This is a genomic window from Rhizobium chutanense, from assembly GCF_002531935.1.
In the GTDB taxonomy this organism is placed as follows: domain Bacteria; phylum Pseudomonadota; class Alphaproteobacteria; order Rhizobiales; family Rhizobiaceae; genus Rhizobium; species Rhizobium chutanense.
This window is the reverse complement of record NZ_NWSV01000002.1, coordinates 259,178-276,947: the sequence shown is the minus strand read 5'-3', so window position 1 is coordinate 276,947 and position 17,770 is coordinate 259,178. Positions and strand designations below refer to the sequence as shown.

At 59.1% G+C, this 17,770-nt stretch carries 23 protein-coding genes and 3 pseudogenes; 16 read left to right on the top strand and 10 right to left on the bottom strand.

From position 1 onward, the window contains the following. Window positions 1-52 precede the first annotated feature (52 nt). The 6 genes and pseudogenes from CO666_RS03915 (at window position 53) to CO666_RS03895 (ending at window position 4,646) form a co-directional block, all read left to right on the top strand. The gene (locus tag CO666_RS03915) at window positions 53-859 is read left to right on the top strand and encodes an AraC family transcriptional regulator (protein ID WP_097610828.1); all 807 of its coding nucleotides are present in this window, start codon (window positions 53-55) and stop codon (window positions 857-859) included. 239 nt (window positions 860-1,098) lie between these two features. Continuing rightward, window positions 1,099-1,998, top strand: coding sequence for a DMT family transporter (locus CO666_RS03910; protein WP_097610827.1), 900 nt, complete (start codon window positions 1,099-1,101; stop codon window positions 1,996-1,998). Between the two features lie 126 nt (window positions 1,999-2,124). Continuing rightward, window positions 2,125-2,535 (top strand): DUF427 domain-containing protein, encoded by a 411-nt coding sequence (locus CO666_RS03905; protein WP_097610826.1) that lies wholly within the window; start codon window positions 2,125-2,127, stop codon window positions 2,533-2,535. Further along, a pseudogene (locus CO666_RS34990) lies at window positions 2,526-2,612 on the top strand (Crp/Fnr family transcriptional regulator); the annotation flags it as partial. The gene CO666_RS03905 and the pseudogene CO666_RS34990, both read left to right, overlap by 10 nt. A 142-nt stretch (window positions 2,613-2,754) precedes the next feature. Continuing rightward, window positions 2,755-3,974, top strand: a pseudogene (locus tag CO666_RS03900) (MFS transporter). 3 nt (window positions 3,975-3,977) lie between these two features. Further along, complete coding sequence (locus CO666_RS03895) at window positions 3,978-4,646, top strand: DUF922 domain-containing Zn-dependent protease (RefSeq protein WP_097610825.1); 669 nt, start codon at window positions 3,978-3,980, stop codon at window positions 4,644-4,646. On the opposite strand, the gene CO666_RS33495 is transcribed toward CO666_RS03895, so the two are convergent. Further along, window positions 4,633-5,292 (bottom strand): hypothetical protein, encoded by a 660-nt coding sequence (locus CO666_RS33495; protein WP_143540237.1) that lies wholly within the window; start codon window positions 5,290-5,292, stop codon window positions 4,633-4,635. The genes CO666_RS03895 and CO666_RS33495 overlap by 14 nt on opposite strands. 192 nt (window positions 5,293-5,484) lie before the next feature. Between CO666_RS33495 and CO666_RS03885 the strand changes: the two genes are divergently transcribed. The 4 genes from CO666_RS03885 to CO666_RS03870 all read left to right on the top strand — a co-directional run bounded on the left by CO666_RS03885 (window position 5,485) and on the right by CO666_RS03870 (window position 7,342). After that, a complete protein-coding gene (locus CO666_RS03885) occupies window positions 5,485-5,838 on the top strand; it encodes a DUF1428 domain-containing protein (RefSeq protein ID WP_097610823.1) in 354 nt (117 codons plus the stop codon). Between the two features lie 75 nt (window positions 5,839-5,913). Then, window positions 5,914-6,336 (top strand): secondary thiamine-phosphate synthase enzyme YjbQ, encoded by a 423-nt coding sequence (locus CO666_RS03880; protein WP_097610822.1) that lies wholly within the window; start codon window positions 5,914-5,916, stop codon window positions 6,334-6,336. Window positions 6,337-6,458: 122 nt separating this feature from the next. Continuing rightward, on the top strand, window positions 6,459-6,764 hold the full coding sequence (locus tag CO666_RS03875; protein ID WP_097610821.1) for a hypothetical protein: 306 nt from the start codon (window positions 6,459-6,461) through the stop codon (window positions 6,762-6,764). Between the two features lie 218 nt (window positions 6,765-6,982). Then, the gene (locus CO666_RS03870; RefSeq protein WP_097610820.1) at window positions 6,983-7,342 is read left to right on the top strand and encodes a hypothetical protein; all 360 of its coding nucleotides are present in this window, start codon (window positions 6,983-6,985) and stop codon (window positions 7,340-7,342) included. A gap of 364 nt (window positions 7,343-7,706) precedes the next feature. Here CO666_RS03870 and CO666_RS03865 read toward each other — a convergent pair whose 3' ends face one another. After that, window positions 7,707-8,444, bottom strand: a complete 738-nt coding sequence (locus tag CO666_RS03865) for an SIMPL domain-containing protein (protein WP_097610819.1) — start codon at window positions 8,442-8,444, stop codon at window positions 7,707-7,709. 626 nt (window positions 8,445-9,070) lie between these two features. Between CO666_RS03865 and CO666_RS03855 the strand changes: the two genes are divergently transcribed. Continuing rightward, window positions 9,071-9,622 carry a hypothetical protein gene (locus CO666_RS03855; protein ID WP_097610818.1) on the top strand — a complete coding sequence of 184 codons (552 nt, stop codon included), beginning with the start codon at window positions 9,071-9,073 and terminating at the stop codon, window positions 9,620-9,622. Window positions 9,623-9,829: 207 nt separating this feature from the next. Then, window positions 9,830-10,591: an FkbM family methyltransferase gene (locus tag CO666_RS03850; protein ID WP_245436737.1), complete on the top strand. Its 762-nt coding sequence runs from the start codon at window positions 9,830-9,832 to the stop codon at window positions 10,589-10,591. A gap of 116 nt (window positions 10,592-10,707) precedes the next feature. On the opposite strand, the gene CO666_RS34010 is transcribed toward CO666_RS03850, so the two are convergent. Next, on the bottom strand, window positions 10,708-10,854 hold the full coding sequence (locus tag CO666_RS34010; RefSeq protein ID WP_010068834.1) for a hypothetical protein: 147 nt from the start codon (window positions 10,852-10,854) through the stop codon (window positions 10,708-10,710). 251 nt (window positions 10,855-11,105) lie between these two features. Between CO666_RS34010 and CO666_RS03845 the strand changes: the two genes are divergently transcribed. Beyond that, the gene (locus tag CO666_RS03845; RefSeq protein WP_097610817.1) at window positions 11,106-11,300 is read left to right on the top strand and encodes a hypothetical protein; all 195 of its coding nucleotides are present in this window, start codon (window positions 11,106-11,108) and stop codon (window positions 11,298-11,300) included. A 45-nt stretch (window positions 11,301-11,345) separates the two neighbouring features. Here the strand turns inward: CO666_RS03845 and CO666_RS03840 are convergent, their stop codons facing one another. Further along, the gene (locus CO666_RS03840; protein ID WP_097610816.1) at window positions 11,346-11,645 is read right to left on the bottom strand and encodes a hypothetical protein; all 300 of its coding nucleotides are present in this window, start codon (window positions 11,643-11,645) and stop codon (window positions 11,346-11,348) included. Window positions 11,646-11,896: 251 nt separating this feature from the next. Between CO666_RS03840 and CO666_RS03835 the strand changes: the two are divergent. After that, window positions 11,897-13,103 (top strand): annotated as a pseudogene (locus tag CO666_RS03835) (trypsin-like peptidase domain-containing protein). A gap of 85 nt (window positions 13,104-13,188) precedes the next feature. Here the strand turns inward: CO666_RS03835 and CO666_RS34985 are convergent. Both CO666_RS34985 and CO666_RS03825 read right to left on the bottom strand, forming a co-directional pair. Then, window positions 13,189-13,398 carry a hypothetical protein gene (locus tag CO666_RS34985; protein WP_097610815.1) on the bottom strand — a complete coding sequence of 70 codons (210 nt, stop codon included), beginning with the start codon at window positions 13,396-13,398 and terminating at the stop codon, window positions 13,189-13,191. Window positions 13,399-13,531: 133 nt separating this feature from the next. Next, entirely contained in the window at window positions 13,532-14,587 is a 1,056-nt protein-coding gene (locus CO666_RS03825) for a hypothetical protein (RefSeq protein ID WP_097610814.1), read from the bottom strand. Window positions 14,588-14,665: 78 nt separating this feature from the next. On the opposite strand from CO666_RS03825, the gene CO666_RS03820 reads away from it, so the two are divergent. Next, window positions 14,666-15,100 carry a hypothetical protein gene (locus tag CO666_RS03820; protein ID WP_143540236.1) on the top strand — a complete coding sequence of 145 codons (435 nt, stop codon included), beginning with the start codon at window positions 14,666-14,668 and terminating at the stop codon, window positions 15,098-15,100. Between the two features lie 24 nt (window positions 15,101-15,124). Here the strand turns inward: CO666_RS03820 and CO666_RS33490 are convergent, their stop codons facing one another. From CO666_RS33490 to CO666_RS03805, 4 genes are all read right to left on the bottom strand, one after another. Next, window positions 15,125-15,355: a hypothetical protein gene (locus tag CO666_RS33490; RefSeq protein WP_143540234.1), complete on the bottom strand. Its 231-nt coding sequence runs from the start codon at window positions 15,353-15,355 to the stop codon at window positions 15,125-15,127. 5 nt (window positions 15,356-15,360) lie between these two features. Further along, on the bottom strand, window positions 15,361-15,597 hold the full coding sequence (locus CO666_RS03815) for a hypothetical protein (protein ID WP_097610812.1): 237 nt from the start codon (window positions 15,595-15,597) through the stop codon (window positions 15,361-15,363). Window positions 15,598-15,771: 174 nt separating this feature from the next. Further along, entirely contained in the window at window positions 15,772-16,542 is a 771-nt protein-coding gene (locus CO666_RS03810) for a DUF2971 domain-containing protein (protein ID WP_097610811.1), read from the bottom strand. A gap of 10 nt (window positions 16,543-16,552) precedes the next feature. Next, a complete protein-coding gene (locus tag CO666_RS03805; protein WP_097610810.1) occupies window positions 16,553-17,215 on the bottom strand; it encodes an XRE family transcriptional regulator in 663 nt (220 codons plus the stop codon). 149 nt (window positions 17,216-17,364) lie between these two features. Between CO666_RS03805 and CO666_RS03800 the strand changes: the two genes are divergently transcribed. Continuing rightward, window positions 17,365-17,697, top strand: a complete 333-nt coding sequence (locus CO666_RS03800; RefSeq protein ID WP_097610809.1) for a helix-turn-helix domain-containing protein — start codon at window positions 17,365-17,367, stop codon at window positions 17,695-17,697. The last annotated feature ends 73 nt before the right edge of the window (window positions 17,698-17,770 follow it).

Genomic DNA, 17,770 nt, shown 5'->3' with positions numbered 1-17,770 from the left:
TCCTCTCCGCGCCGCTGGCACAGTGCTTGGCGGTCGGACCTGCGGACAGACGATGGCGAAAAACCAGTTCAGGATGTTGCGCTCGGGGCTGACGGGCGTCGAAGCGGTGGAAGCGGAAACGCATCACAGCTTCAGCAGGCACACGCATGAGCAGTTCGGTATCGGCCTCGTCTCATCAGGGGCGCAGAAGTCGCTGAGCGGCCGCGGCATGGTGGAGGCAGAGGCCGGCGACATCATCACGGTCAATCCGAACGAGGTGCATGACGGCACGCCGATCGGAAAGGGACGATCCTGGCGCATCCTCTATTTCGATCCCGCGATCGTCACCGGTCTGTCGCAGGAGATCGGCGACGGCAGGGCAGGGCGATCGGAAATCGCGCATCCCGTCATCCGCAACCGCGCGATCGCCGCCCGCTTCGAAACGCTGTTTCGGGCGGTGACCGGCGGCGGAGCCGCCGACAGACTGCTCTCAGAGGAGATGCTTCTGCAACTCGTCGCCGACGTCATGCGCGAGCGCGGCGGCAGCGACGAGCGGCCGCCGGTGCCGGTGGCCATCCGCGCGGCCCGGGAGCTGATCGATGACGATCCGCTTGCCGCCATCTCGCTTGCCGATCTCTCCCGGGAAAGCGGGCTCAGCCGCTTCCAGGTGCTGCGCGGTTTTGCCAAGGCGACGGGATTGACGCCGCATGCCTATCTCGTCCAGGCCCGCATTCATATCGCAAGGCGGCTGATCGCTGCCGGCATGCCGCTGGCCGAAGCGGCCTTTGCCAGCGGCTTTGCCGATCAGAGCCACATGACGCGCGTCTTCGTGCGAAAATATGGTCTGTCGCCGCGGCTCTATGCCGGCGCTTTTCTCTGAGCCTTCAACCACCCGCCCTCGTCCTTCGAGGCTCCGGCCTACGGCCTGCGCGCCTCAGCAAGGATGAGGGCTGATCGTGGGTGCCGCGGGCTGTTATCTCTCTCCAGCCTCATCCTTGCTGAGGCGCCCCGCAAGGGGCCTCGAAGGACGAGGCTGGCCGCCGCTGCTTGCCTGCAATTTCGTTCAAGACCCTGATCCATCCCTGCTGTTTCCTCGGCGCAACCAACAGGAGACACGGAATGTCGAGACAGGTTCAAGGTTATCTCTATCTGGCGCTGGCGATGCTGACGGTGGGAAGCACTGTTATCGCAAGCAAGCTCATCGCATCGGGCCTGCCGCCGTTCAGCGCCACCGCATTGCGCTTTGCCATCGCCTTTCCCGTCTTTCTCGTGCTGATGCGGGCGACGGGCGCGCGGCTGCCGAAGCTCTCCAAACGTGACGGCCTCATCCTCGTCATTCAGGCCGGGGCCGGCAGCGTCGGTTATACGACGCTGCTGATCTCCGGCCTCAGCCTGACCTCGGCGGCGGATGCCGGCGTCATCATCGGCACGCTGCCGGTGGTGTCGGCGGCAATCTCCATCCTGCTGCTTGGCGAACGGCCGCAGCGTGGCCTGCTTTTCGCCGTGGCGTTGGCAACGGCAGGCGTGCTGTCGGTCGCCGTCACGCCGGAAGCGGCCGGCGGATCCCTCTCCGGCAATGCGCTGATCTTCCTGGCGGTCGTCTGCGAGGGATTGTTCATCCTGCTCAACAAAAGACTGAAGACGGAGATTGCGCCGCTTGCCCAGTCGACGCTGATGACCGGCATCGGCTTTTTCGTCGCCGTCATCCCGGCAGTCTTCGAGGCGCCCCTCGCACATAGTCTGTCCGGAAGTGCTGTCGTTGCCGTCGCCTATTATGCGCTGGTGCCGACCGTCGGCGGGTTTCTGCTCTGGTATGCAGGCGCCGAAAGGGTGAGCGGCACGGAAGCGGCGCTCTTTACTGCGCTTGCCCCGGTTTCCGCCGTTATGCTGGCGGCTCTTATCCTTGGCGAGCCGGTCGGACTCCACCAGATCGCCGGCATCACCTGCGTGCTGGCCGCCGTGCTCGGTTTGGCTCTTGCCGGGCGGCGTGCTGCGATGAAAGCGACAGGCGGAGGATAAGCCCGTTCGGTTCAACCATTCCGATGCGATGTGGCAGCTCTTTGCCAAACTTCGTCCCGGCGTGCTCTTGGGCCGGCGGCATGCCCGCCCTATCTCTGTGGGATCGATCTTCTGGAGACGCTTCCCATGGCAGAAAAGAAGTCAGACAAATCGATCAAGATCCCGGGGCCGGACCATCCGATCACCGTCGAGCACAATCCCTCCCGCGTCATCGTCACGCTTGGCGGCAAGACCATTGCCGATACTCATGATGCGCTGACGCTGCGCGAGGCCTCCTATCCGCCGGTGCAGTATATTCCGCGGAAGGATGTGGACATGTCGCTGCTTCAGCGCACCAACCACAGCAGCCATTGCCCCTATAAGGGCGATGCCTCCTATTACAGCATCATTGCCGGCGGCGCGCGTTCCGAGAATGCCGTCTGGACCTATGAGGCGCCGAATGTCGCTGTCAGCAATATCAAGGGCCATCTCGCCTTCTATCCCGACCGCGTCGACGGCATCGAGGAAATGGCCTCTCCGGAGGCCGGCGCTTTCTGACCTTCGTCGACCGGGAGCGCCGGCGGGAAATCACCGAATTCGATCCCGGTTATCTCAGCATCTCCCGGGAACCGCGCTGGGAAGGCGGAGGCATTACACAATTGGGTGACGGCGGCTCATGGCGATTGACAATTCGCCCATTCGGGCAGAACACCGCTGCGATCTTCTTGAAAACTCTTATAAAGGCCGGCGCGACCGCAGCCGGCCGGTGACATCGCAATGGACATATCCCAAGGCCCGCGGAGCGTTCTGCGCCACCCCGGCTATCTGAACTTCGCCGCCTCCCGCGTCTTTTCCTCGCTGTCTTTCCAATCCATCGGCATCGCCATGGGATGGATGATTTACGACCAGACGCACAGCGCCTTTGCGCTCGGCCTTGTCGGCCTCTGCCAGTTCCTGCCGATGGCGGTGCTGACCTTCGTCGTCGGCCATGTCGCCGACCGGTTCGACCGGCGGCGCATCGGCCTCATCTGCCAGCTGATCGAGGCGGTGACGGCGCTGGTGCTGGCGGTTGCCACCTGGCAGCAATGGTTGACGCCGGCCGGCATCCTGGCCGCCGTCACCGTGCTCGGCGCCGTCGTCGCCTTCGAACGGCCGACCATGGCGGCGCTCTTGCCGAACATCGTGCCGGCCTCGATGCTGCAGAAGGCGATCGCCACTTCCACCTCGATGATGCAGACGGCGCTGATCATCGGCCCGTCGCTCGGCGGCCTGCTCTACGGCCTGGACCCGGTCGCGCCCTTCGCCGTTGCCGCGCTGCTGTTTGCCGTTGCGAGCTTCAACGTCATCTCGATCCGCATGCAGTGGGCGCCTGCCAAGCGCGAGCCGGTGACACTCTCTTCCGTCTTCGCCGGCGTCTCCTTCATCCGCAGCCGGCCCGTCAGCTCGGCACGATCTCGCTCGATCTCTTCGCGGTGCTGCTCGGCGGCGCCACGGCGCTGCTGCCGATGTTTGCCAGGGATATCCTGCATGCCGGCCCCTGGGAGCTCGGCCTGCTGCGCGCCGCACCGGCGATCGGCGCGCTCGCCATGTCGATCGTGCTTGCCCGCCGGCCGCTCGAAAGCAATGTCGGGTGCAAGATGCTTGTCGCCGTCGCGGTCTTCGGCCTCGCCACCATCGTCTTCTCGCTTTCCACCAATATCGTGCTTTCGGTCGCCGCCCTGCTCGTCGTCGGCGCCTCCGATACGGTGAGCGTCGTCGTGCGCAGCTCGCTGGTGCAGCTCTTGACGCCGGATGAGATGCGCGGCCGCGTCAGTGCCGTCAACTCGCTGTTCATCGGCACCTCCAACCAGCTCGGCGAATTCGAATCCGGCATGATGGCGGCCGTCCTCGGGCCGGTCGCCACCGGCCTCGTCGGCGGGCTCGGGACGATCATCGTCGTGCTTCTCTGGATGCGGCTCTTCCCCGATCTCACCAAGGTCAAGACGCTGCAGGGCTGAACCATGCATGGCGCGTTGAAAGTGGAGGGCGGTCCCGCTAGGGTCCGCGCGAACCATTATCCGGCGGGGCCGTGCGTGACGACAAGCTTTCCAACTTATGCAATCGCGGCGATTTTCGCCTTGGCGCCGGCTGCCGTACGGGCCGAATGGCAGGCGGTGGAAGAAGTGCGGCCCTATTCGATATCGGGCAGGACGGGCGCCGAACTCTATGAATCGATCGGCGCGCGCGGGCCCGAGGTCGGCGCAGGCCGGGTGATCGCGCATACGACGTTCAAGCTGACCTGGACCCGCAAATACGAAGCGCAGGGTACCGCCTGCGTGATCACCACCAATCGTCCGAAGCTGATCATCACCTATACGCTGCCCAAACCGTCTGCCGCGCTGCCGGCAACCGTCAAAAGCAGCTGGGAGAGCTTCATCGCAGGCGTTGCGGCGCATGAGCGGGTGCATGGCGACACCATTAAGGAGATGGTCAAGGAGATCGAGGTGATGAGCATCGGCCTCACGGTGGCAGACGATCCCGATTGCAAGAAGATCAGGATCGAACTGACCCGCCGCCTCGGCGAGATCTCCCAAAGACAGCGCCAGCGCGGCCGCGACTTCGACAAGATCGAAATGGGGGATGGCGGCAATATTCAGCAGCTCATCCTCAAGCTGGTCAACGGGCCGTAATTGGAGTCGGAGAGGTGAGATCGATGCAGATGGCTGGCGGAGTATCCAGATCAAGGGTCCAACAGGCTGGTGGGACCGTCGGTTTCATTGCGTGGGCTCTGTCATAATCCATTATTTGGACAGCCACTGGAAATGGCATCTCTCCCGCGCCCTGATCATAGCGGCTGATTGTCTTGATGAATTTCCCTGAAGTCTTCGATATCCAGATGTCTATCGCCGCACTCCATTTGGATCGGTGCCAGTGTGCGGAGTAGTGAAAAGCAAGACCTTCTTCGGTTTGCGAGTCGCCGAGCTCTTTACAAGACGTGAAGACCGGCAGCCCCGAATCTGCATCGAGCGGGGTACGAATAGGCAGTCGCTTTTTTTCATCCCAGACGCCATTTTCCCTTCTGGAATAGACGACATTGTCTATCACTCGCAGCTCCACGTAAGGCCTGACGTGACCATCTTCTTGCAACTCCGATATCCTATAGCTGTAGCGCCCGCTATTATGCATGTTTTCGTATGCACGGTTGACGGCATAGCAGGATTTATCCTCCCCATTGAATGCTTGCAGATAAGAAGAGCGACGATCTTCCGCGCCGTGAGCGGTTGCGATTTGGATCAGAGTTAAACAAAAAGCGGATGCAGAAATAACACGACGCATGGGAAACCGGCGGATGAAATGACGGGTAGAACCTGAATGTTTCTACTTATACGCCGCATTGGTGTCTGCGCAATTTCTTGCTTCGCGATTTCGTACGATTGACCGCGAAAATCTGTAAGCGCGTCATCCCTGGACCTGCCGACATAGCCTCCTATCTCTCCGGTCAGCGCGGAGCTGTGGAGGAGAGGTGCCATGTCCTATGTTGACGGTTTCATCGTGGCGGTGCCGAAGGAGAATGTCGAAGCCTACAAGGAATTTTCGACCTTGGCCGGCACGATCTGGAAGGAATATGGCGCGCTCGAATATGTCGAATGCATCGGCGACGACGTGCCCTATGGCGAGTTGACCTCCTTTCCCCGCGCCGTGCAGGCGAGGGAGGATGAGGTGGTGGTGTTTGCCTGGATTACCTACCGCTCCCGGCAGCAGCGCGACGATGTCAATGCCAAGGTGATGGCCGATCCGAGGCTGAAGGACGACCAATGGCAGATGCCGTTCGACGGCAAGCGGATGATCTATGGCGGCTTCGAGACCCTGATCAAACTCTGACGCGGTATTCGGCGTTGACTTCTCGGTCACGGCGCGCCACCTCGCGGCGATACGATTCCGAGATGGGAGAGCGCCTTGCCCCAGACGATCCTTACCCTGTCCACACGCGGACAGGGCCTTTACGAATTCACCGACCAGGCGGAGGCCTTCGTCAGAGCCGCCGGGCGCGAGGAGGGGCTTCTGACCCTCTTTGTGCGCCACACCTCCTGTTCGCTGCTGATCCAGGAGAATGCTGATCCCGACGTGCGCACCGACCTTCTCTCCTTCTTCCGCCGCCTCGTGCCGCCGGCCTCCGATCCGTCGATGGGCTGGGTCGTGCATCGGGCCGAGGGGCCGGATGATATGCCGGCTCATATCAAGGCGGCGCTGACGCAGGTCTCGATCGGCATTCCCGTTGCGCGCGGCCGGTTGATGCTCGGCACCTGGCAGGGCCTTTACCTCTTCGAACACCGCGATCGCCCGCACCGGCGCGAAATCGTGCTGCATCTCGGCCCCTGAGGGATTAATCCTTCTGAATGGGGGGTGAATGCCCGGTTCGAACAGCATTCAGTTTGCGGGGTCTACTGTCGAGACAATCCCTGAAGGGAGAGCTTGGACAGTGCTAACGACGGAGACATCCCATGACGCATTTTCTCACCAAGGCTTGCCTCGCCGCAGTCCTCGCCCTCGGCGCCGTTCCGGCCACTTTCTCCACGGCCGCCGCCGCAGGACCGCAGACGAATTTCATCGTCGAGGCGCAATATCATCGGCCGATCCGTGGCTGCTCGCCGATCCATGCCGTGAACAAGGCGCGTGATTTCGGCCTGCGCAGAGCCCATATCACCCGCATGTCGCCGCGCGTCGTCGTCGTTGCCGGGCGCGACCGTCGCGGCTGGGACAGAATGGTCTTCGCCAATGTCCGTGGTTGCCCGCTGATCCGCCGCTAGTGCATATCGCGCAAAACTGTGCAGCGGTTTTTCGATCACGACGCGCATTTGTGCAATGAGGCGGCAAGCGCCGACGAGTCCTTGCCGCCGTTTTGCCTTGACCGCGCCACTTTCCGCCGTCTTTTCTCTAATCCGTATGAGTGATTCTAAATGACGCTTCGGCGTGATGTGGAGGAGGGCGGCTCGGCCGCACCGACTATAAAACGAAAGGTTTTTCGATGAAGCAGTTTTTGGCAAAGGCGGGTCTTGCCGTCATGCTGACAGCCGGCACCCTTGCCGGCACGGTGGTACCTGCTGCCGCCCAGTTGAATATCATTATCGGCGATCAGGACCGTGCGCCGCGCGATTATCGCCGTCCGCCTCCGGATTATGAGCGTCCGGGCTTCGACCGCCGGCCGCGCGGCTGCGATCCGCGTCTCGCCGAAGATATGGCCCGCGATTACGGCTTCCGCCGCGCCCGCGTCGTCGATATCACCCCGCGCCGCGTCATCGTTCAGGGCTGGACCCGTCGCGGCCCCGGCGAAATGAGCTTCGCCAACGTCCGCGGCTGCCCGGCGATCCGTCGCGGATATCAATAAATACCGGCTGCACGTCTAAACGACGTGCGGCGCTGCAAAAGCCGCCTTTGCCAATCTCCCCGGATCGGCAAGGGCGGTTTTCTTTTGCGCTCTGTTTGACTGTGCTCTTTCCTCCGGCATCATCGCGGGCCTTTGTATCCATCGCAAGACCCCTCCCCAACCCCTCCCCACAAGGGGGAGGGGCTAAGCTGTGGCACTCGGCGGCGATTAAAAGCAGAGGTTTTGCCGGCTGCGGCTTGCTACGATCGAGGTTATGCGAAGCGGTGCGGCACGTTAGCCCCTCCCCCTTGTGGGGAGGGGTTGGGGAGGGGTCTTCATCGGTGGCTGCCGGCGCGAACAGCATCGACACGCGGCACCTTCATTTCTACTGCTCGATCGCAAAAGTCACGGTGACGCTGACACTGTAATTGGTCTCGCCGCCCTGGACCGGAACGGCAGAATCCGCTTCCTTCATCATCGTGGCGCGATAGGCGGGCTGCGGCATTGCGCGCGGCACATTCTCGTTGATCTCGAGGATACGGCCGAGCTTGACGCCGGCGGCTTCGCTCAGCGTCTTTGCCTTCTTCAGGGCCTCGGCGACGGCGTTCTTGCGCGCCTCTTCGATTGCCGCTTCCGGCTTGGCGTTGGTGAACTGGATGTCGCCGCCCTGGTTGATGCCGAGCGTGACCGACTGGTCGATCACCTGGCCGAGCTTGGCCAGATCGCGCAGCCTGACGGTGACCGAATTGATCGTCTGGTAGCCGATCAACTGCGGCGGCTGCTGTTGGCCGTCGACCGGCTGCGGATAATTATATTGCGGCTGGATGGAAAAGCCGGAGGTCTGCAGGTCGCGCTCGGCGATGCCGCCGTCTTTCAGCGCCGTCAGCACCTCATTCATCGCCTTGTTGTTTTCGTCGAGCGCTTCGCGGGCGGTTTTGGCCTGCTTGACGACGGAGAGATTGACGATCGCCATATCCGGAGCTACGGCCGATTCGCCATCGCCCGTCACCGAAATCACCGCCTCGCGCGGCTTTGCCTCCTGCGCCAAGGCGGGCGCTGCGGCCGCGACCGGCAGGGCCAGAAGAGCAGTCATCAGAAGAGTCTTGGAGAGAATCGGCGCCATGTTTCATTCCCTAGTTGTCGTGTCCCGGATGAACTTTCTGTCGGTTGATTGTGAAGCTATTGCGGCGGAAGGGAAGGGCGGATGCGGATCGGGGGAAAAATGTGGAGTGCGGATGGACTCGAATGCGGTTCGACAGCGCGGAACGGCGAGGGTGTGCCGCGACAGCCCCTTGCTAGAGCCCGGGGGTCGCCCCGTCATTGGGCTTCTCATGGGGAGGTTGGCTGGGGTGAAGGCCTCCTCTTTCTCCTCATTCCTGTGCTCGTCACAGGAATCCAGTGCGCCCAAGTCCTTGGGCGCGGGAGACTCTCGTCAGTCGCCACAGAGTCATTCACCGCGCAGACGCGCGGTGGCTGGATTCCTGTGACGAGCACAGGAATGAGGGAGGTTGAGGGTGACGCTCTTATCAGTCGCCGGTGAAGGCGGTGCATTTTAGCTGCGTGGAGGCAGGGAAGAGCGGGGAAGGTCACGGCACAGCGTCTCCATTCCTGGGTGTTCACCATCGCAGAGCCCGTATGCGAAACGCCGGCGCCATCCGCCACCTTCCCAAATCCCCCAAAGCTGCTAGCAATGACGGCGGGTTAAGAAAAAGGGGCTTCCGGGTACTTCGTGCCCGGCAAGGGGGCAGCATGCGTTTCATGGCAGTTCTTTCGATTGGTCTCGCCATCGGCTTGGCGGGCTGTACTCAAGTGGCGGAAAAGGCGGAGAATGCAGCCAACCGCTCGTTCACCAGCTATGCGCTGGGCAAACCCTATGCGGAGATCGCCAATCTTGGCCAGTCGCCGATGGCACGGCTTTCCGGCTCCGACGCGACCTTCGGACCGATGATCGGCGCAACACCGTTGAAGAACGGCATGACGATCTACCGGCATATGGCGCCCGCCGCCAGGACCGAGACCGGCACGAATTTCGTCGGCCTGGTCGGTAGCTCCACCGTGTCCGAGAATAACCGGCTTTCCTATTTCCTGGTTGGCGCCGACGGGACCGTCAAGGATTGGGCGACCGGTTCGGTGCAGGGCAGCGCCAGCGACTGCGTGCAATATATCGGCGGCGTCATCAACCGCTGCAACGACATGCGCCAGCTGCAGGCGTCGCTTGCGCTCTATGATGCCAGGGTGTCGACCAAGGCCGGCCAGCCCATATCAAGCTGGGGTGAACCGGCAGCGCCCGTGGTGAACTGAGCTCGCAGGAAAATGGATCGCAGGCTTGCGCTCTTCGCGCGCCGCGGATTGCCGAGGCGAGGAGTTTCGCAAACCCCGCGTCGGGAACGCAGAACCAATCACGTCGGCTTCACCTAAAGAACTAGGCGTGGCGAAATGGCCCGCGCAAGGCATCCACTATCGGTGATCTAGCCACGGGTTGCCAATTCACCGAAGATGCAGAAACAGGTGGGCAAGCCGCTCGACGGGCGGATGGCGCACGCGTTGGAGTTACTGGGAGCCGACATGCTTCATATCGCTAATATGGCGCCACCTCGGTTCAGGCTGTGGACGCGCGCTTCACGGGAATGGCGTCGTGGTGAACCCGAGCTCCGGATCCTCGATAAATTATGCCGTCGAAGCCAGACTGCGATCGATATCGGCGCGAACTACGGTGTTTATTCCTGGTTCTTGACCAAGTATGCGCGCGATGTCGTCGCCTTCGAACCACAGCCGCACATGGTCGCTTTCCTGGAGGCTGCGCTTGGTTCGTCGGTTCGGGTCGAGCAGGTCGCACTTTCCGACAGCGCCGGCGTTGCAACGATGCGGATTCCCCGTGATCAACTCATGGATGGCTGCGCCACGATTGAGGAGCAGAATAGGCTCTCGACGCAAAATGTCGAAGAAATCTCCGTCCCGACCCGGCGCCTGGACAGCTATCAGTTCGGCCCGGTAGGCTTCATCAAGATCGACGTTGAAGGGCACGAACTAAAAGTTCTGAAAGGCGCGGAAGCTCTGTTGAACCGCGATCGACCGAACCTGCTCATCGAAGCGGAAGAGCGACATCGACCCGACGCTGTTGCCAGTGTGATCGACTATCTCAGGCCCTTTGGATATTCCGTCTATTGCCTGAAAGATCGGAAACTTCGTCCCCTGTCGATCGACGATGCCCGGAAAGGCTCTTCCGGCACGCCTTACAACTACGTCTTTTCTATCCGCGCGGATCTATAAGGCGCCTCCGTGGGCCCCGTACTCTCGTTTCATCAAAAAGGCTGAAAGAGCGGCGGGCGCGCCAGCCGGGATAAGGTCGTTTACCTCACCCGGCGGCCGGCGGACGCATTGTATGGTCAGGCGCCGAAATCATCCATGAAAGACGGATGGATCGCCGGCTTGCGCTCTTCGCGGGCGTCACGAAAACGCTGGGGAACCGCACCGAGACCGGTGACGAAACGGGTCAGGAGATTGCGGTTGAAAAGTTTCTGTATGGCACTCATGGCAGTTCACTCATTCTTCTTTTTGTTAGCTGGCGGCATATATTTTGCCCAGGCTGCCATAACAATGGGCAATTTTGCATGACAGTTATGTGACGGTGCATGAGCTTGAAAAGATGGGCTGAAAGGCGATCACTTTAGCGTGACGAGAGGCGGCCGAGGGCAGTCGATTGCCGTCAATCAATGCCTGCACTCGCCATGGCATGGTAGATTGCTCGGCCGGGGCAAAGCCACGCCCCCGAGGAGACGCTCAGATGAACCGATTTTTCGCCTTTATCGCGACCGGAACGCTGATCAGCCTTGCAACGATCACTTCGGCCTGCACATCCACAAACCCCGACCAGACGTCATCGATCGGCGGCGGTTATTATCATTACGAGAGCCAGCCGCTCAATCCCGCCTGTGGCGGTGGATTCAGGCCGAGTGATGGCCGTTCTTGTAGCTATTAATTTAAGCCGGCTGGGTGGATAGCGGCGTTCCCGCTGCCTGGAAAATCAAGGCAGAACTCGGCGGTTTCCAAAAATCCTGGCAAATGCCGTGGCAACGGCATGTAGCGTCAGTGTGAGAACGGAAGGCTTTTGAACGATGGGAGGCAGGCCCATCACCATTCGCTGTGTGGGAGTGAGCCTGACGGTGTCGACCAATGTCCAGGCATTGCCAGGATCGACATCGATAAGGCCCAGGGAGCGTGCTTGCTTGACGATTTCATCGTCGGCGAACCCAAGGCCGTCAAGTTTCCCGCCCTCGGCGGCGACGGCGCGAAGGAGTTCTTCAATCGTCTGCGGAGATTGCATTTTGTGCCCTATATCCTCAACCCAAGGGCCGGGGTATCAGGTTGCAAATTTCGCGTAAATCGTGCGATGCAGCAATGGCGTCGAAACCACCAAAAATGGTTAGCCGGCAAGGTTAAGCGAAGCCGCTCTGAGTGCTTTCATCCGGCGGCAGCTTAGATCACTCAACTACAACTCCATTAAGCTTGACTGCAAGAGATGGTTGAAAAGCATCCGCCGGACGTTCTAATCTCGGGCTGGCTGGGGATATTCAGATGGCAACCTTGTCTCGCGTCTTTTGGAGCAGTTTCTTTTCGGCTGTTTTTGCTTCCATATGTCTTGCCGACGGCCCGACGTCATCGGGGACCGGCTTCGCAGTAACCACCGATGGATGGCTGCTGACCAATGCGCACGTTGTCCAGGGATGCACGCGCATCGACGTGAAGGGCAAGGGTGACGCCGCCGACCCGCGGATCGACGCGACGAACGATCTGGCTTTGGTGAGGGTCAACGCTGCCGAGCCTTTGAAGCCTCTTGTGTTCCGTCGCGCACCAACGCGCCTCGGCGAGGACATCCTAGCCATAGGCTTTCCCCTGGCGACGTTGCTGTCGGATTCGGTTAAGGTCACCACAGGCAACGTCAACGCGCTTGCGGGGGCTTCGAAACGACACCCGCTACATCCAGATTTCGACACCGATCCAGCCCGGCAATTCCGGCGGGCCGGTCGTTGACCGCGATGGCTTTCTCATGGGCATCACCAGCGCGACGCTGTCCAAGGGACTCGCGGACGAGATCGGCATCACGGCGCAAAACGTGAATTTCGCTATCCGTGCCTCGGTTGCCGACCTTTTCCTCCAGTCCCAAAACATTACCGGGCAATCTGGAGACCGCGCAGCGGATCAGCAGCCGATCTCGACCGCTGACTTGGCGGACAAGATCACGCCCTCGGTTTTCCAGATACTCTGCTACGGCGAGAAACAGGAACAGGCGTCGACCAACATGCCGAGCGCCACGACTAATCTACCCGCACAGCCAACCGCCTCGTTCATCGATGCGCGCGGCTACGACGCGATCGGCTTCGACTACCGAGCCGTTAAGGATGTCACTTATTCAGGGTGCCACGAGATTTGCGAAGGCGACGGCCAATGTAGGGCGATTACCTACAACACCAAGCACGGCGTTTGCTTTCTGAAGAATAATATTGTTGCCCTGATACGGAATTCGGATGCGATCGCCGCATATACATCGTCAAAGGCAGCCGATGTGATCGTGTCTGATTTCACAAGCTATTCCGGCGTCGATCTTCCCGGCGGTGACTACAAGCGTCTGAGAGGCAGCAACTATTTGCAGTGTTTCACGGCGTGTATCAGTGACAACGCTTGCAAGGCATTTTCCTATGTTCCGAAAAAATCCGAATGCTGGCTCAAGGACACGATCGGTCGATCCAAGGCGACGAAAGGTGTGGAGTTGGGGATTAAGTAAAACACTGAACGCCCTCGCCAAGGCGTGGGCCGTGCCGCAATAAACATCACCGCTTTGGACTCCTGCTTGGCGTCTAGGTTATCACTCAGTGAAGTCCTTGCAGTCTGTTCCGCCGCTCCGCCAGCAGCTCGTTTTGAACTAGATGCCTGGCATTGTCCGAAAGACCATTCGGCCCCAACAGACCAAGTTCGGTAAACCGCGCTTCGATTTCCTTGGGAATTCTATCCGCTTCGTGTTGGCAAAGGCGCACAAGCCACTTCCATTCGTCGCTAGTCATATCCCTGTGCACGACCATGAATTGCTACCCCCTCCCGAGAACAACGACATTCATTAAACAGTACCACAACTTCGATCGAAAGGCAGGTGGCTCGGCACCCGCGCCGATCACGCGCGTATCAATTCGTAAAGCGCTGCGCGAACCGGATGCTTCAGGTCAGTTCTTTGCGAAGTGCGATCTCCAAGTCCACAGGGAGCGTCATTGGGAGGGTCAGTCGAGTGTCTTCCCCGATCACCTCGAAATCGTATTCGTCCGGCACTCGATCAAACACCGTGGACCGCCGGCCGCTATGGTGCGACATCACCTCAAATACATGATCTACCCCAAACCGCGGGGTGCCAGCCAGCGCTTGTCCCTCGGAAAACGGGGGAACTGCCCCAAACATCTTGTGTGAACCGGGAAACCACCGACCCACTATCAGTGCATGATCAAAATGGGTTGTATAGTAGACAGCATCAATTTTGCTGAAAGTATTGCCGACACGGGAAACGTTTTGCGCATCCTTGCGGACGTCGTTTTGCTCCTCGACGTCCCAATAATCACGAAAGACGATCATCACTCGATCAAAACTGACAAAAGAGCCATTTTCAGTTGAAATGAATTCGAATGCGCCTCCAAATCCTTGGTCGAGATGACGGCCCTGGCGATGTTGTTCGATCAGATAACGAGCTTGAGCGGCCAGTGTGTGGTTGAAAAAGGATACCCCGTCTCTGTTGTCGGCACTGTCTATTTCTAGTCTCTCTAGGAACGACTCCGCTCCCGAACCAGCAACAGAAATTGCACCGTCCTTCTCCCGGGCAATTTTCCGCATGTTGTGGCTGAATCCCACCATCCCTCTATCACGCGTGAATGCGTCGATGAACCAAGCTGACGCCCGATCTTTCGGAAGTCCCGATTCGTTCAAGATAGCTTGCAAAACCTGCAGCGATAAAGGTTCATCAAGTGGGGCTGAGTATAGATGTCGAAGCCCATTTTCAAAGTTTGCCATCGGCCCGCTCCATCCGAACACAAGATGAGGGCCGATCGTGAAAATTTTCCTTGTCAGGCCTGCAACTCGGATTCCGCTGCCTTCAATTTGTTCTGTCTCATTAGGGAGGTTCTGGGTTGGTATCGGGATATCTTCGTGGATTCTTGTCGGGGTCGTAATCAAGGTGTCGCCGAACGCAAAGTAAAACCCTTTCCACATGAAACTTGCGATCAATGTCATCGTGAACTCTCTGTGATAGTTTTGATTGCCGAATTGGCGGACTTTTGCTGGGGGAGGCGTCAAGGGAGACCGCTTTTCGTGATGATCGCCTCCACCGTCGAAACACAATCTCGACATTTAGTGGTGTCCACGCAAGCCGGTCTCTTATTTGCGCGCTTATTCGGGATTAATCCCCAACTTCACTGGTTGGATAGAGGGTCGAGGATGCGCCGAGCCGGCTTTGAGGAAGCTTTGAAAGGTTTTCAAGAATTCCGGCACCTGGTGTCAAAATTCCGTTTTTTCGCGTCCGGCTGTTGTCTGACACTTGATCTTGGAATTAACGGGAATATCCGGGATTTGGTGGGATGGAGCGGGAAAGCCCCGCAATACAAGGGTTTTCGATATTTCAGCCGGGATTGCGGGCCTCGGGAATTTGACACCAGGCGCGGCAAGAATCGCGCGGTGACGGAGAACCATAGCATTTCGTGGCCGCTTCTTTGCGCGGTCTTTGAAAAAGCCCGGAGCGGCCTTTGAGGCGTCTTCAAACTATTGAAATTGTTATACCTGCATCTGCAGGCGCTCGGCGTCGGCGGCGCGGGAAAGCCGGTAGTTTGGCTGGAAAATCAAAATAGATATTGGCCTTATCGCCAAAATCCCGACATTTGTTCGTTTTTGTAGTGATTTCAATGTCTTGATTGCAGCCGCGGCGTTCAAGAGATTTTGGCCGCGTTTTGCTGGAGCCGTTGCGATCGGCGAGGTGGATTGGCTGACCGCAACGGACGCTGCCATCACCGTCAGGCGGCGATATCGGCAGTCTCGCCGAAATGGCAGAGGACGCGCGGATTGCTCATGTCGCCGGTCTCCATGTCTACCATCACAGCATAGGCGGCAACGCCGACGAAGCGGTCGGCCATGGCAGTCGCGATCCGCTCAGCAGAGGCGGAGTTAGAAGCCTGGCGCATTTCGCCGGGCGCCAGGTTTCCTCGTACTCTCTTGAATGGCAGGACAATGAATTTCTCGGAAAGTGACATTGGCAACTCCTTTCGTGCTCAATCAATGTTCTTATTTTGTTCCAATTTTGGATTGAGTCAATCGGGATTCTGTTGACGGCAAATTGCAGGGGTGGACAGACGGGCCGCCGTGCCTTCGCGAACGGGCGAATCAACGTGCTTGGCGCCTGTGGACAACTTGTGGATAGCCTCTGATTACCGGTAGGTCGCGGTGGCAGAGTTTACCTCGACGTCTGTAAAGCCATATCTATCTAGCATCCTCTCGATCACAGGACGGGGAGTGCTGTGACGCGGACCAAGCCGGACACTCCTGATAGCGTTTGGGGTGATGTCCATATCGCGATAAGGTACTATCCGGTTGCCGCGAGCACCATAGTCACAATCGCAACGATCCTCGATTGAAATCAGGCGCCACTCCTTCTCTTCCTGAAATCCGTGATTTTTGAACACGAATTGAAAAAAGGCGCTATTCTCCAGTATGTTGTCAGTAGGTTTACGATATTGCTGCTTCTGCCGAACCCACTGGACAACTTCATGTTGCTCGTCCGGTGAGTAGATCGCTTTGTGAATAGCTGGACCGTTCGGTGCCCCTCCTATCAATTCTGTAGGGTTGAATTCAATGCAGAACCCGCTCCCATTGTCGGCGTAGCCGCGCCATTGACTCAAGAGGTCATGTTCCTCCGATAGGCATAGCCCCAACGTTGCAAACCGGAAATTGCGGGCTGCGTGATGCGAGCGGGCGGTGGCGATCCAAGCAGGCAACTCCTCCCCGTCATAGAGACCTTTTAAGATCTCCCAATACCATTCACCTTCTGCGCTATCATTGCTTTGCGTCAGATCTGAAAGCCTCACCTTACGGTTCGATATGATGAGCTGAAACGTCGAGGACGAGCAGTAATGGTAAAGAGTCTCCGGGGTTCCTTCCCAGCGATCCGGCCGTATCGGATCGCGATTAAAATCAACCATGTCATGATCCCTATCGTACTGGCATCGGCGCGTGGCCGGTGAACATTATTCGTCCGCCGACCTTCAATTCGTCGATGCGATCGGCAGTGATGATCTCAGGAGGAAAACCCGCCGCCATATTGTCCGACGTAAGATGGAGCTTTCCATCCATCGACCAGCGAGCGCGCTTCACGAGGACGCGATCCATCACGTTGAAATGGTAGATGCGGCCATCGTCTACGTCCGTCTTTGAGGCGTCGGCGATAAGAAGCGCTCCATCCGGTATGGTTGGCCACATCGAGTCGCCACGTGCTTCGAGGATGTAGCAATAATCCGGGTTTGCTCCGAGATTGCGGAGGAAGTCCCGCGCGAAAGCGACCTCGCCGACCGGCATCTGATTGATCGCAACCAGCCCTTGGCCCGCCGACGCTCGGGCATCGAATCGGGGGAGATTGACGAAGTCACCCTCCGCCTTCGCTTGCAAGGAAACTGAACTATTGCGTAGTTCCGACCTATCCGCGAGCCAGTCGAGGGACACATTGCATGCATCGGCGATCTTTCGCGCGATATCGATGCTCGGCGACGACCCGTCTTCATAGCGCTTCAGCGTTTGGACGCTGACGCCGGTTTTTCTAGAAAAATCAGAGTCCCGCAGGGTGCCCTGCAGTTCCTTCAACCGATCGGAAAATGTCATCCACAATACGATACGCGATTGCTCATTCTTAGACTGCGCAATGGTTGACTAAAATGCGCAATCGCGTATTCTTCTCCATGAATACGGACCAAATCACCAATGAAAAGGGAGGCCGGCCAGGGTCTCCCTCATCACAACGAGGATCCACTATGCACCGGCCCCAAAAGGCGGACAAGAAGACCCGCAGCCCCGTCGACAGAATTCAGGAAATGGCGGCGATCAAGGCTAAGCTCCTGATCGCCGGCATAACCCTCACCCAGATCGACGAGGAGTATAAGCTGCCTCGCGGTACCGCCGGAACGACACTCCGGGAGCCGAACAAGGCAGGGGAGAGGGCGATCGCCGCAGCTCTCGGCACAAGGCCACATCTGTTGTGGCGGACGCGTTACCACGCCTCCGGTCTGCGTAAATCTCCTCAACCGCCCGCTAACTATGAGCGTCCGCCGACCATGCGGCAACGCCAAAACGACGCGGCGGCGTAGACATGCGCAACCCCTTTATTCCCTCCCATTCTCGCGTCTGTGAACTGGCAAATCTTTTCATGATCTTCAGCGT

Bases quoted from the DNA above. Each gene is read 5' to 3' on its own strand.
- CO666_RS03915 (WP_097610828.1), top strand. From the start codon at position 53: ATGGCGAAAAACCAGTTCAGGATGTTGCGCTCGGGGCTGACGGGCGTC.
- CO666_RS03910 (WP_097610827.1), top strand. From the start codon at position 1,099: ATGTCGAGACAGGTTCAAGGTTATCTCTATCTGGCGCTGGCGATGCTG.
- CO666_RS03905 (WP_097610826.1), top strand. From the start codon at position 2,125: ATGGCAGAAAAGAAGTCAGACAAATCGATCAAGATCCCGGGGCCGGAC.
- CO666_RS03895 (WP_097610825.1), top strand. From the start codon at position 3,978: ATGCATGGCGCGTTGAAAGTGGAGGGCGGTCCCGCTAGGGTCCGCGCG.
- CO666_RS33495 (WP_143540237.1), bottom strand. From the start codon at position 5,292: ATGCGTCGTGTTATTTCTGCATCCGCTTTTTGTTTAACTCTGATCCAA.
- CO666_RS03885 (WP_097610823.1), top strand. From the start codon at position 5,485: ATGTCCTATGTTGACGGTTTCATCGTGGCGGTGCCGAAGGAGAATGTC.
- CO666_RS03875 (WP_097610821.1), top strand. From the start codon at position 6,459: ATGACGCATTTTCTCACCAAGGCTTGCCTCGCCGCAGTCCTCGCCCTC.
- CO666_RS03870 (WP_097610820.1), top strand. From the start codon at position 6,983: ATGAAGCAGTTTTTGGCAAAGGCGGGTCTTGCCGTCATGCTGACAGCC.
- CO666_RS03865 (WP_097610819.1), bottom strand. From the start codon at position 8,444: ATGGCGCCGATTCTCTCCAAGACTCTTCTGATGACTGCTCTTCTGGCC.
- CO666_RS03855 (WP_097610818.1), top strand. From the start codon at position 9,071: ATGCGTTTCATGGCAGTTCTTTCGATTGGTCTCGCCATCGGCTTGGCG.
- CO666_RS34010 (WP_010068834.1), bottom strand. From the start codon at position 10,854: ATGAGTGCCATACAGAAACTTTTCAACCGCAATCTCCTGACCCGTTTC.
- CO666_RS03845 (WP_097610817.1), top strand. From the start codon at position 11,106: ATGAACCGATTTTTCGCCTTTATCGCGACCGGAACGCTGATCAGCCTT.
- CO666_RS03840 (WP_097610816.1), bottom strand. From the start codon at position 11,645: ATGCAATCTCCGCAGACGATTGAAGAACTCCTTCGCGCCGTCGCCGCC.
- CO666_RS34985 (WP_097610815.1), bottom strand. From the start codon at position 13,398: ATGGTCGTGCACAGGGATATGACTAGCGACGAATGGAAGTGGCTTGTG.
- CO666_RS03825 (WP_097610814.1), bottom strand. From the start codon at position 14,587: ATGACATTGATCGCAAGTTTCATGTGGAAAGGGTTTTACTTTGCGTTC.
- CO666_RS33490 (WP_143540234.1), bottom strand. From the start codon at position 15,355: ATGGCAGCGTCCGTTGCGGTCAGCCAATCCACCTCGCCGATCGCAACG.
- CO666_RS03815 (WP_097610812.1), bottom strand. From the start codon at position 15,597: ATGTCACTTTCCGAGAAATTCATTGTCCTGCCATTCAAGAGAGTACGA.
- CO666_RS03810 (WP_097610811.1), bottom strand. From the start codon at position 16,542: ATGGTTGATTTTAATCGCGATCCGATACGGCCGGATCGCTGGGAAGGA.
- CO666_RS03805 (WP_097610810.1), bottom strand. From the start codon at position 17,215: ATGACATTTTCCGATCGGTTGAAGGAACTGCAGGGCACCCTGCGGGAC.
- CO666_RS03800 (WP_097610809.1), top strand. From the start codon at position 17,365: ATGCACCGGCCCCAAAAGGCGGACAAGAAGACCCGCAGCCCCGTCGAC.